Below are 12,151 nucleotides of genomic sequence, written 5' to 3'. Positions count from 1 at the left end.
GCTGCGCGGCCTGCCCCTCTGGGGCACCCTGTGGATTCGCCTGGGGCTCCTGGCACTCGCCACGTCCACGCTGCTCTGGCTGGTGATCCTCGTGCCCGCGCAGCGCACGATGGTGCGGCACACCGGTGGTGCCGACGACGCCGCGCTCGTGCGCGCCTACGCGCGCTGGAACCTGTGGGGGTGGACCGCCACCGCGCCGCTCGTCTTCGCGGTGTGGTGCATGGTGGCAAAGCCGGTGTAACCCTACCCCCGCTTGGTCGGCCCGCGCGGAATCCGCGGCGGGCCGTTCGCGGCACTGGCCGCGTTGCGTGCGGCTTTGCGTCCAAACAGCACGCCGTGCACGCGTCGCGTGAAAAATACGAACAACAGCAGCACGGCGACCAACGTGAGCAAGGGCAGGAAGATCGCCAGCACGCTCGTGACCACCGCGCTCACGAGTTCGAGCGTGCTCACCACGGGATTGCCCACGCCGCCCGTGAGCGTGGTGCTCTTGAAGCGGGTGAATACTGTGGCGCCCTGCGTCACCCCAGCCGCACCGCCGGCCAGCAGGACGGCGCTCCACTTGAGCACGGGCGGCAAATCCACGACCACACTCGCCGCCGCGAGCATGCCCGCAAGCATCGCCGCCGGCGTGGCGACGAGATCGAGCAGCTGGTCGAGCCACGGCACCGAATACGCGCCCACCTCCAGCAGCGTGGCCGTGCCCAGCGCGGCGAGCGCCGGCGTGCTCGCCAGCCACGAGAACTCGGGCGACAGCGACAGCACCCCAGTTTTCGCGGCGATCCCCGCTGCCAGAAGCGGCACGAAGACGCGAAAGCCCGCGGCGGCGGCCAGACCGAGCCCCACCGCGATACCCAACAGGGCGTCAGCCGTGACGGGGAAGAAATCCATAGACTGAGAAATAGCGCCTTCCCGTTCCGCCGGCGAATGCCGGACGCTACCCTGTGGGAATGTCCCGCCTGCTCACGTGGCTGTTCTTCGCCACCCTCTCGTGCATTCTGCTGCTGCAGCTGCGCGGTATCGATGCGCCCCTGTCGGCCGTCACGCCCGGCGGCATCGTGGCGTACGAACTGGCGTTCACCGCCGACCGCGCGAAGGCCATCCTCGACGTGTGGCGCATTGCCGGGGTCACCGAGAGCGCGCGGGTAAGCCTGGGCGTCGACGTGGGCTTCCTGCTGGTGTATCCCTGGTTCTTCTGGTGGAGTGTGCGGCTGCTGCGCGCCCCGCGCTTCACCGCCACCGGCAGCACGATGTACCGCGCCGGGGGTGTGCTGGGCACCGCAGTGCTGGCCTGCATGCCGCTCGATGCATTCGAGAACTGGTGCCTGTGGCGCATGATCGAAAGCGGGCCGAGCGGGACGATGGCCATGCTTGCCGGCGTCGCGGCGAGTGCCAAGTTCGTGCTGGTGCTCACCACGGCCCTGTGGTGCCTCGTCGCGCTCTCGCGCCGGTTCGTGAACACGTCACCAACGTCCAAACAGGGCTGACGGCTCCGCGCGCGGGAACGACCCCCGGTGTTTCGGTCGTTCCCCCCGCGTGTCCGCTCTGACTCTCGCTTTCGTGGCGCCGTGGGAATGCTCGCGCGCCGTCGCCAACATCCCGCGCGAACCGCGCGACGATGTCGTGGTCGTCCTGCTCGAATCGGTGGCGAAGGGCGCGTCGCTCCCGTGGCACCGGCAGAAGCTGGTGCTGCTGCTGTCGGCCATGCGCCATTTCGCGGCGTCGCTCGAAGCTGCCGGCCATCGTGTGGTGATGCGTAATGCACCGACGTACGCCGAGGGGCTCGCCGCGCTCGCGGGTGAACTCGGTGCCACGCGCGTCGTGGCCACCGAAGGGCGCGAGCAGGACATGGTGGACGAGCTCGATCGGGCGCGCACGTTGCTTGGCGACGCTGGCGTATCCCTCGTCTTGCGCGAAGATCGTGGCTTTCTCGCCACCCGTGAGGAATTCGCCACGTGGGCGCGTGATCGTAAGGAATACCGCATGGAGTGGTTCTACCGTGAGATGCGCCGCAAGCACGGCATTCTCATGGAGGCCGACGGGACGCCAAGTGGTGGCGAGTGGAATTTCGACGCCGACAATCGCAAGCCGTGGCCCAAGGGTCGTGCCGTACCCGAGGTGTGGCGCGTGGAGCCCGATGCCGTCACGCGCGAACAGATGGACCGCGTGTCGGGCTGGAAGGGACGCTGGGGTTCGGTAGAGCGCTTCGGCCTGCCGGTCACCCGTACCGATGCCAAGGCGTGGCTCGAACGGTTCGTGGTGGAACGACTCCCCGAGTTCGGCCCATACGAAGACGCGCTCGTGCACGGCGCCCCCGATCTGCTGCACAGCACGCTGTCGAGCATCATCAATGTGGGACTACTGCATCCGCTCGAGGTGGTGCAGCGCGCCGAGCGCGCGTATCGCGAAGGGCACGTGCCCATCGCGAGTGCCGAGGGGTTCATTCGGCAGATCCTCGGCTGGCGCGAATACATCCGCGGCATGTACTGGCAGCTCATGCCCGGGCTGCGCACGGCGAATGCGCTCGAAGCACCGCTCGGCCTGCCGATGTGGTTCTGGGCGCCTGACGGCGATGCGTACGACGGCGCCGAGCATGGGGCATGCGAGATGCGCTGCCTGAGCGACACGATTCGGCAGGTGCGCGACTACGGCCGCACGCATCACATCGGCCGGCTCATGATTCAGTGCAACTTCGCGACGATGCTGGGAGTACAGCCCGCCGCGCTATCGCGCTGGTATTGGGCCGGCTTCACCGATGCGTACGAGTGGGTGGAGTTGCCCAACGTGGCGGGCATGGGCACGTGGGGCGACGGTGGTGCCCTCGCGAGCAAGCCGTACGTGGCCAGCGGCGCCTACGTGAATCGCATGAGCAACTACTGCGGCCCGTGTCGCTACGACGTGAAGCAGCGCACGGGCCCGGATGCGTGTCCGATGAATTTCCTCTACTGGGACTTCATGGCCCAGCATCGTGAGCGCTTCGCCAAGCACCCGCGCATGCGCATGATGACCAAGCATCTCGACGGCATGGCCGACACCGAGCTGGTGCAGATTCGCCGTCAAGCGCAGCAGTTTCGCGAGTCGCTGGCGTACGAGGGCTAGGTCGAGGGAATTTCGGTGCGCGCGACACGCCCCGGTCGCTCCCGCTCACCCGACTCGCGGCTTGCTTCGGGGGTGGCCGAGCGCGCATTCGTCGCTGCGCTCCTCCGCGCGCCGGCGTCACCCCCTCAGAGATCCGCTCGCCGGGCGGCGGGGCGCCCGGGGCTACATCAACCCGTCCGCACTAACCACCGACAACTGCCACTACACACTACAAACTTCCTTCGGCATCACGCGACGCCGGCCAGTCTCACCCCTCACCTCTCAGCCCGGGCGCCCACGGCGGTGCCGTCCTGCCCTCAGCGAGCGCGCCGCGCGATGCGCCCTCACCTCTGGTGCCGCGACCGCAGGAGCTGAAGCAGCCCCGGGCGCTCCGCACCCCCGTGAGCGGATCCCTGAGGGGGTGACGCCGGCGCGGAGCGACAGCGCAGCGCACGGCCACCCCCGAAGAGAGCAGCGAACGGGGTGTGCGGAGTGAACGGGGCGTGCCCCACACACCAACCTCAAGGCGGTCGCAATCACCAAAGCTAGATTGCCAGCATGACGGACCCCGCGCCCCGCCTCCACGTCAAACCGCCGCAAACCACGCCCGCGCATCGCAAGCAACTGCGCGCGCTCGTGCGCGAAGGCGTGGAAAACCGGCCGGGTGTCTACCGCATGCTCGGCCCCACCGGCACCGTGATTTACGTGGGTCAATCGCGCGTACTGCGCACGCGGCTGCTGTCGTACTTCAGGGCGAAGGGACGCCGCAACAAGGCCGCCCGCATCCTGCGCCATGCATTTCACATCGAGTGGGAGTACACCAACACCGAGTTCGGTGCCCTCCTGCGCGAACTGCGCCTCATCAAGCAGTACCGGCCGCACTTCAACACCATGATGGTGATGGACGAGTGGCCGCGCGCCTACGTGGCGCTCACCGGCGGCACCGTCCCCGGCCTGCGCGTCGTCGCGCGCTCCGACGACCCCTCAGCCGTCGCCCTCTTCGGGCCGTTCCGTCGGGTGGCGCGCGTGCGCGACGCCGTGCGGGCGCTCGCCGAAGCCACCGGCCTGCGTGACTGCACCCTCGAGGATACGGTGCGTGGCACCGGTACCAGCCGTGGCAGCGCGCTGTGGTTCACGAGCGATGCATCCACGCGCCCGCGCGGCACGGCGCGCTCCCGCGCTCCCGGCTGCCTGCGACACGATCTCGGCACCTGCGCCGGGCCCTGCATCGGCGCCGGCAACGCCTTGCTGTATCGTGAAGCGGCCGATGACATCCGCACCTTTCTCGAAGGACGCAGCGACGTCCCGGTGCGGCTCCTCGAAGGCGCCATGCAGCAGGCCGCCGAAGAGCTGGCATTCGAGAAAGCCGGCGTGCTGCGTGACCGGCTCGAAGTCGTACGCTGGTTGCATGAACGCGTGCAGCATTTTCACGCCAACGTGGATCGCCTCACCTTTCGCTATCATGCCGTCGGGCACGCCGATACGGAGTGGGTCTATCTCATCCGTCGCGGCACCGTGCGCGCGGAGGTACGGGCGCCGCGCACCGACGAGGAACGGGAGTCGTTCGATGCGCTCGTGGCACGGGTGTACGACGGGACCGACCCGAGTGGCGCTGACGTGCCCACGCACGACCTCGACGAGTTCTACCTCGTGGCCAGCTGGTTCCGCCGCCGTCCCGAGGAAAAGAAGCGTGCACGGCCGCCACGCGTCTGAGCGAATCACCCTCCCGCGACGTATTTCCCTGCATGCGTATCCTTGTCGTCGAAGATGATCCCCGCCTCGCCGCTCTCGTTACGCGTGGGCTGCGCGAGGAGGCGTATGCCGTGGATCACTGCGCCGACGGCCCCTCCGCCATCACGCAGGCGGTGGTGAATAGCTACGACGCCATCGTACTCGACGTGATGCTCCCCGGCGCTGACGGTTTCACCGTGGTGGAAACGCTGCGCGCACGCAACGTGCATACGCCGGTGCTCATGCTCACCGCGCGTGATGCCGTGGCCGATCGCATTGCCGGGCTCGACGCCGGCGCCGACGATTATCTCGTGAAGCCGTTCGACTTCGGTGAGTTGCTCGCACGACTGCGCGCGCTGCTGCGCCGCCCCGAAGCGGTGCAGCCCATGCGCGTGCAGGTGGCCGATCTCGTGATCGACCTCCAGTCACACTCGGTGACCCGCGGCGACACGAACATCACGCTTACCGGCAAGGAGTTCGCGCTGCTCGAGTTGCTCGCGCGCAATGTCCGGCGCGTGGTGTCGCGGGCCGACATCGTAGCCCACGTGTGGGACGACAACCACGATCCGTTCACGAACGCGGTGGAAGTGTACATGAACAGATTGCGCGGCAAGATCGATCGCGATTCGGACACGCCGGTGCTGCACACGCGTCGTGGCGTGGGCTACATCCTCACCGATGATCCGCCGGGGTGACGCATGAAACCGGTCCGCACATCCATTCTCGTACGGCTCACGCTCTGGAACGCGAGTGTGCTGGCCTTCCTCCTCGTGGCCTTCGCGTGGGCTGGCTGGCTTACGCTCGAGCGCGTGCTGCACCAGCGCGCGGCCACCGTGGTGGGCGAATCGGCCCGCGTGGTGGCAGGTGCCATTCTCGCCGAGCGTCGCGCCGCGGCCGCGCGTGGTGAAGTGGAAGAGGTGCGCGGCGAACACGAACAGGCGGTCCTGCGTGAGCTGCGCGCCGGCGACCTGGACATCTTCATTACCGACGAAGCTGAGCAGCTCATGGCGGCGCGGCAGCCAGAGCTGGGCGACATCATTGAACGTAGCACCGACCGCACGCAGCGACGCGAATCCCCCGCAGTGGTGCTTCCGGCGGCCGTGCGCGATCTCATGACGAGCGTCCGCGCGCAGCGCGACGCCGGTGCCCTGAACGATTCGTCGGTGGTGATTCGCGAGATCACGCTCGAAACGGGTCCGGCGCGGGCGGCGTTGCTGCGGGTGGAGCCCGAAGTCGGCGACGAGGGAGAACCGGCGCTGCTCATTGCCGCACTGCGCCCGGAACAGGATGATGTGCAGCTGCTCAGCCAGGTGCGCACCACCATCTTCCTGGCCATTCCGCTCGCGCTGCTGCTCTCCATCATCGCCGGCTTCCTGCTCGCGCGTCGCAGCCTTGCCCCGCTCGACGCCATCGTCACGCAAACCGCAAGTATCACCGCGGCGAGCCTTGACGACCGCCTGCCGGTGGTGAACCCGCACGACGAACTGGGCCGACTCGCGCAGATCATCAACGACCTGCTCGGACGCGTGGGGGATGCGTTTCGTACCCAGCGGCAGTTCGTGGCCGATGCCTCGCACGAACTACGCACCCCCATCGCCATCATTCGCGGGGAAGCCGATGTGACGCTGCGTCGGGCCGAACGCACATCGCAGGAGTACCGCGAAGCGCTCGGTGTCATCCACGGGGAATCCGTGCGCCTCTCGCGCATCGTCGACGACCTCTTCCTGCTCACGCGAGTCGATGCGGCCGCGCACGCGACGCGCGGAGACGCCGTACGTCGGGAGGCGGTAGATGTCGGCGAACTCGTGGCCGACGCGACCCGCAGCGTGCGGACGCTGGCCGATACGCAGCGGGTCGCCGTCTACAGCAGCACGGACTTCACCGAGGTGCCGGCGCGCGTGCGCGGCGATGCGCAGCTGCTGCGCCGGTTGTTGCTCAACCTGCTCGACAATGCCCTCAAGCATGCCCCGGCGGACAGCAGCATCACGGTCCATCAGCACCGGGATGGGAATACCCTCGTGCTGACCGTGCGCGACGAGGGGCCCGGTATTCCGCCGACGCAGCGCGACCGCATCTTCGAGCGGTTCGTCCACGGTGTGCACGAAGCTGACCGGATTGACCCCGCGTCCGAAGCGTCCGGCGTTGGCGCCGGGCTCGGGCTCGCCATCGCGCAGGCCATCGCCCATGCCCACGGCGGGAGTATCACGTTGCTCGATGCGTCTCCGGGCGCCACGTTCAGGGTGTCGTTGCCGCTCATCCCTTCCGACGGAGACCAACCATGATGTCGTCGCCGCGCTCCCGCCTCGCGGTTCGATTGGTCGTGCTTCTCACCGCGTGTGCCCTCACGGCGCCGATCATGAGACTCGGCGCACAGGCACGCCCCGCAGCCGATACCGTGCAGCTCACCGAATGGGACGTACCGTGGGGCGCCGAGGGACGACCACGTGATCCGAGTGTCGACCCGCAGGGGCGTATCTGGTTCGTGGGGCAGGAAGGCAATTACGTGGCACGATTCGATTCGAAGACGAAGAAATTCGAGCGCTTCGAGATCGACGCCGGCACCAACCCGCACACGGTCAACGTTGATGCGCAGGGTGATGCATGGTACGCCGGGAATCGAAACGGCATGATTGGACGTATCGACGGCAACACGGGAAAGATCACGCGCTATCCCATGCCCGACCCCAACGCCAAGGATCCGCACACCATCACGTTCACGCCGTCGGGCGATCTGTGGTTCACGCTGCAGAACAGCAACATGGTGGGCTTCCTCGAGAAGAAGACCGGCAAGATCACGCTCGCCACCATGCTCACGCCGCGCTCGCGGCCGTACGGCATCGTGCTCGACAAGAGCGGACGCCCGTGGTTCAATCTGTTCGGCACCAACAAGCTCGGCACCATCGACCCGAAGAGCATGCGGGTGCGCGAGTACATGCTACCCGATGAGCGCGCACGCGGTCGTCGCATTGCCCTCACCAGCGACGGGGCCGTGTGGTACGGCGACTACTCGCGCGGCTTCGTGGGCCGTCTCGATCCGGTGAGCGGCGCCGTGAAGGAGTGGGCGCTTCCCGGCGGCGCCACCAGCATGCCCTACGCCATGACCGTGGACGATGCCGACCGGCTGTGGCTCGTGGAGACCGGCCGTCAGCCCAACCGCCTCGTGGGCTTCGATCCGCGCAGCAACACGTTCATCGCCCAGACGGACCTCGGCCCGGCCAAGCCCAACACCGTGCGCCACATGGTGTTCGACAAGAACACGCGCAGCATCTGGTTCGGCAGCGACCGCGGCACCATCGGCCGCGCTGTCGTGCCGGCACCTGGTCGCAAGCCCATCGGGTGAAACGGGGAAAACGGAAAAAAGGGGAACCGACAATTGTCAGCTCCCCGTTTTCTCTCAGCCTCCCGATCACACCGGCGGTGCGCCGGCCTTCTTGAGGCGGAACTCCTTGTGCCCTTCACGCTGGGCGCCCTTCACGTCGTCGAGAATCTTCGACGCTTCGGCGTTGTTCCCCGCCTTCACGGCGGCCTTCATCTTGTCCACCACGACGAGCAGCTTCTTCATCTCGGCCTGATAGTCGCTGATGAACTTCGCCTGATCCGCCGCCGGGATCTTCCCCTTCTTCTCCGGCTCCATCGTCAGCGAGGCCTTGGCGTTGGTCTCGATGATCGCGATCTGCTCGAGCGTGTTGGCGTTCTTCGAGGGATCGTCGATCTGCCGGCCCACGGCCTTCAGCGCCGTGTTCATGGTCGCCATCTTCTTGCCCAATGGCGTCTTCGGTTCGTCCTGGGCGTGCGCGGTGGTCGACAGCGAAAGGGCAAGCACCAGCGCCGCGCCGAAATTCCGGATGCGAAGGGTCATGTGCACGAAAAGATTGGAGACGAAGCCGTCGCCACGTGCGACGGCCGAGGGGCGGCCACGCGCGTCGACTGAGCGCGCGAAGACCCGAAAAGGTACGCATCTCGGGGCCGAAATGCTGCGACGGACCGCCCACCGTGACCAGCGAACCTCCGGGCCCTCGCGTAGAATGACGATGTGCCCCCGCGCCATGGTTCCGCGCGATCCCGCCCGACCACGCACCCCCTGCCCCTCCGGAGTGCACGTAGCGATGTCCGAACGCCCCTCCCAGGCCCCGGCCGACCAGGCTCCCTCCGATCGCCGGTCCTTTGTGTCCAAGGTGTCCGCCGCCGTCATCGGTGGACTGATCACCGTCGCCGCCCCGATCGCGGGGCTGTTTCCCATCCTCGACCCCCTACGTCGTCGAGGCGATACGCGGGGCATGGTACGCGTCACGTCGTTCGCCGCCCTCCCCGAGGGCGGTGAACCGCGCAAGTTCCCCGTGCTCGACACGCTGGTGGATGCCTGGAACCGCACCGAAAACGTCCCCGTGGGCAGCGTGTACATCCAGCGCACCGGCGACAACAGCGTCCGGGTGCTGCACACCACCTGCCCGCACCTCGGCTGCAGCGTGGGCTACAACGCCTCGGGCCGCGGCTACTTCTGCCCCTGCCACAAGAGCAGCTTCGCGCTCGACGGCAGCATTGCCGATCCCAAGAGCCCCAGCCCGCGCGGCATGGATCCGCTCGAAGCCGTCGTCCGTGACGGCGAGGTGTGGGTGAAGTTCCAGAACTTCCGGAAGGGCTCCCCCGAACGGACTGCGGTCTGATGAGCGATTGGCGCAACTGGCTCGATTCGCGCACCGGCTACAAGGGGCTGGTGCACGAAGCGCTGTTCGAGAACGTCCCCGGTGGTGCCCGCTGGCGATACGTGTGGGGCAGCACGCTCACGTTCTTCTTCGTGGTGCAGATCATCACCGGCATCGCGCTCTGGATGTCCTACAGCCCGAGCTCGCAGACGGCGTGGGAAAGCGTGTACTGGATCCAGAACCAGATGTGGGGCGGCTGGCTGCTGCGCGGTATCCATCACTTCGCCGCGCAGGCGATGACGGCACTGCTGGTGCTGCATCTCATGCAGGTGGTGATCGACGGCGCGTACAAGGCGCCGCGCGAGGTGAACTACTGGTTCGGAGTCGCACTCCTGCTGCTGGTGCTGGCGCTCTCGCTCACGGGCTATCTGCTGCCGTGGGACCAGAACGGCTACTGGTCCACCGCGGTCTCCACGAATCTCGTGGGCATGAGCCCCGGTATCGGCACCGCGCTGCAGACGATTCTCGTCGGCGGCGCGAGTTACGGCCATCACACGCTCACGCGCTTCTTCGCGCTGCATGCCGGGCTCGTGCCGCTGCTCATCGGGCTGATGATCGTGGGGCACGTGTATCTCTTCCGTCGTCATGGGCTCACCCCCACGCAGCCCATCCGCAAACCCGATGAAGGCTTCTGGCCCGAGCAGGTGTTGCGCGATGCCGTGGCCTGTCTCGCGGTGTTCGCGGCGGTGCTGTATTTCGCCGTGCGCGAACACGGCGCGCCGTTGGGTGCCCCCGCCGATCCGGCCGAACAGTTCGCCGCCGCACGACCGGAGTGGTACTTCCTGTTCCTGTTCCAGTTCCTCAAGTACTTCCCTGGCAGCGCCGAAATCATCGGCGCCATCGTGCTCCCCACGCTGGTGCTGGTGCTCATCGCCGCCATGCCCATTCTCGGGCGCTGGCGTCTTGGCCATCGCTTCAACGTGGGGCTGCTGGGCGTGCTGCTCGCCGGCGCGGGACTCCTCACCGTCCAGGCGTTCCAGGCCGACCGAAACGACACCGACTATCAGATCTCGCGCCGCATCGCCGCGCGTGACGCCGAACGTGCCGTGCAGCTCGCCAGCACTGGCATTCCCACCACGGGGGCGCTCACGCTCATGCGCGAGGACGCCTACACGCAGGGGCCGCGCATCTTTTCGCGCAATTGTGCGTCGTGTCATCGGTTCGACGGACACGACGGCTTGGGCTATCCGCTGCCTGCCGACTCCATTTCGGCGTCGGACCTCAAGGACTTCGGCTCGCGCGCGTGGGTGAGCGGCTTCCTGCACGCCGACACGATTCTCAGCCGCAAATACTGGGGCGGCACCATCCACACCGAAGGCGACATGACCGGCTGGCTGGGTGATCATCAGCCGGAGACCGACGAAGAGAAGGCCACCCGCGCCAATGTGGTACTCGCGCTCTCGTCGCAGGCGCAGCTCGCCTCGCAGAAGGCCCTCGATCAGCGCGACAGTGCGCGCATCGCCGCCGGGATCACCTACATGCGCAATACCGACTACGGCTGCGCCTCGTGCCACAAGTTCCAGGACGTCGGCACCGACAGCCCGGAGCTCACCGGGTGGGGCTCACGCGAGTGGATGATCGCCTTCATCAACGATCCCGAGCATCCGCGCTTCTTCGGACGCGACAACGATCGGATGCCGTCGTTCGGGAAGGAAAAGAGCCTGAGCGACAAGGAGATCGCGATGGTGGTGGATTGGCTGCGCAAGGAATGGCGCATGCCGCCATCGACCGTAGCCGCGGCGCGCCGATGACGACACGGGCCGGCCGTCTCGCGGTGGTAGCCGGTAGTCTGGCGCTGGCCGGTGCGGCGCCTCACACGGTCACCGCCCAGGCGGCACCGGCCCAGAGTGCCGTGCCCGCCGCCTTCCGCGCCATCACCGATGCGGTGCATCGCGGCATCGATGGCCGGCGCGCCTTCACCACCGTGGAGTACGTGCAGCGCTACTTCCGGCTGCCGGGCAACGAAGGGTTCGATCTCGCCATCGATTCGGTGGCGTCGCTGCTGCGCGCCGCGGGCTACATGGAAGAGTCGAAGGCCAAGCCCACCGATCGCTTCGTGTTTCGCATCGAGTCACGCGACATGGCCAACGAGGCGTGGACGCCGCACGACGCGCGACTCACCATTGTTGGACGCAACGCTCCACTGCAGTCGCTGGCGACCAACCTCAACATGATCGCCATCAACTCGGTCTCTACACCCGAGCGTGGCGTCACGGCCCAGCTGGTGGACGTGGGTACCGGCAGCGACAGTGTGTTCCAGTCGGCCAATGTGAAGGGCGCCATCGTGCTCACCACCGGCAATGCGCGACTCGTGCTCCCACGCGCTCAGCGTGCCGGCGCGGTGGGCGTGCTCGCCACGCAGGCGCTCCCCAAGTACAACCAGCAGAGCAAGCACCCGCGCGCCATTCAGTTCACCGGCATCGCCCGCGACACCATCCGTCCGGGGTGGGTGCTGTGGGTGTCGAAGCAGTCGTACGACACGCTGCAGGCCGCGCTACGCACCGGGCCCGTACAAGTAACCGCGCTGGTGCGCACCACATTCGCGCGTCGCCCCGAGCGCACGCTGGTGGCCGAGATTCGCGGTCGTACGCAGCCGAACGAACGGTTTGTCTATTCGGCGCACGTGCAGGAACCGGGTG

The 12,151-nt window shown here is 67.4% G+C and carries 10 protein-coding genes and 2 pseudogenes; 10 read left to right on the top strand and 2 right to left on the bottom strand.

Going from position 1 to position 12,151, the window contains the following annotated elements:
• Positions 1–241 (top strand): annotated as a pseudogene (locus tag ACIQ6O_RS06810) (DUF2269 domain-containing protein); the annotation flags it as partial.
• Positions 242–243: 2 nt separating this feature from the next.
• On the opposite strand, the gene ACIQ6O_RS06805 reads toward ACIQ6O_RS06810, so the two are convergent.
• The gene (locus tag ACIQ6O_RS06805) at positions 244–891 is read right to left on the bottom strand and encodes a DUF4126 domain-containing protein (RefSeq protein ID WP_396207027.1); all 648 of its coding nucleotides are present in this window, start codon (positions 889–891) and stop codon (positions 244–246) included.
• Between the two features lie 59 nt (positions 892–950).
• On the opposite strand from ACIQ6O_RS06805, the gene ACIQ6O_RS06800 reads away from it, so the two are divergent.
• From ACIQ6O_RS06800 to ACIQ6O_RS06775, 6 genes are all read left to right on the top strand, one after another.
• Positions 951–1,487: a hypothetical protein gene (locus tag ACIQ6O_RS06800; RefSeq protein WP_396207026.1), complete on the top strand. Its 537-nt coding sequence runs from the start codon at positions 951–953 to the stop codon at positions 1,485–1,487.
• A gap of 49 nt (positions 1,488–1,536) precedes the next feature.
• Positions 1,537–3,099: a cryptochrome/photolyase family protein gene (locus ACIQ6O_RS06795; RefSeq protein WP_396207025.1), complete on the top strand. Its 1,563-nt coding sequence runs from the start codon at positions 1,537–1,539 to the stop codon at positions 3,097–3,099.
• A 537-nt stretch (positions 3,100–3,636) separates the two neighbouring features.
• Positions 3,637–4,791 carry a GIY-YIG nuclease family protein gene (locus ACIQ6O_RS06790; protein WP_396207024.1) on the top strand — a complete coding sequence of 385 codons (1,155 nt, stop codon included), beginning with the start codon at positions 3,637–3,639 and terminating at the stop codon, positions 4,789–4,791.
• A 32-nt stretch (positions 4,792–4,823) separates the two neighbouring features.
• Complete coding sequence (locus ACIQ6O_RS06785; RefSeq protein WP_396207023.1) at positions 4,824–5,504, top strand: response regulator; 681 nt, start codon at positions 4,824–4,826, stop codon at positions 5,502–5,504.
• A 3-nt stretch (positions 5,505–5,507) separates the two neighbouring features.
• The gene (locus ACIQ6O_RS06780; protein ID WP_396207022.1) at positions 5,508–7,091 is read left to right on the top strand and encodes an ATP-binding protein; all 1,584 of its coding nucleotides are present in this window, start codon (positions 5,508–5,510) and stop codon (positions 7,089–7,091) included.
• The gene (locus tag ACIQ6O_RS06775; RefSeq protein WP_396207021.1) at positions 7,088–8,149 is read left to right on the top strand and encodes a lyase; all 1,062 of its coding nucleotides are present in this window, start codon (positions 7,088–7,090) and stop codon (positions 8,147–8,149) included. Before ACIQ6O_RS06780 ends, ACIQ6O_RS06775 begins: the two co-directional genes overlap by 4 nt.
• 66 nt (positions 8,150–8,215) lie before the next feature.
• Here the strand turns inward: ACIQ6O_RS06775 and ACIQ6O_RS06770 are convergent, their stop codons facing one another.
• Positions 8,216–8,668: a cytochrome b562 gene (locus ACIQ6O_RS06770; RefSeq protein WP_396207020.1), complete on the bottom strand. Its 453-nt coding sequence runs from the start codon at positions 8,666–8,668 to the stop codon at positions 8,216–8,218.
• A 316-nt stretch (positions 8,669–8,984) separates the two neighbouring features.
• Here ACIQ6O_RS06770 and ACIQ6O_RS06765 point away from each other — a divergent pair, with 316 nt between their 5' ends.
• The 3 genes and pseudogenes from ACIQ6O_RS06765 to ACIQ6O_RS06755 all read left to right on the top strand — a co-directional run.
• Positions 8,985–9,473, top strand: coding sequence for a ubiquinol-cytochrome c reductase iron-sulfur subunit (locus tag ACIQ6O_RS06765; protein WP_396207019.1), 489 nt, complete (start codon positions 8,985–8,987; stop codon positions 9,471–9,473).
• A complete protein-coding gene (locus ACIQ6O_RS06760) occupies positions 9,473–11,263 on the top strand; it encodes a cytochrome b N-terminal domain-containing protein (RefSeq protein WP_396207018.1) in 1,791 nt (596 codons plus the stop codon). The genes ACIQ6O_RS06765 and ACIQ6O_RS06760 overlap by 1 nt, the downstream gene beginning before the upstream one ends.
• Positions 11,221–12,151: pseudogene (locus tag ACIQ6O_RS06755) on the top strand (hypothetical protein); the annotation flags it as partial. The gene ACIQ6O_RS06760 and the pseudogene ACIQ6O_RS06755, both read left to right, overlap by 43 nt.

It is taken from the genome of Gemmatimonas sp. (assembly GCF_044345575.1).
Classification (GTDB): Bacteria; Gemmatimonadota; Gemmatimonadetes; order Gemmatimonadales; family Gemmatimonadaceae; genus Gemmatimonas.
This window is presented reverse-complemented; position numbering and strand designations above follow the sequence as displayed.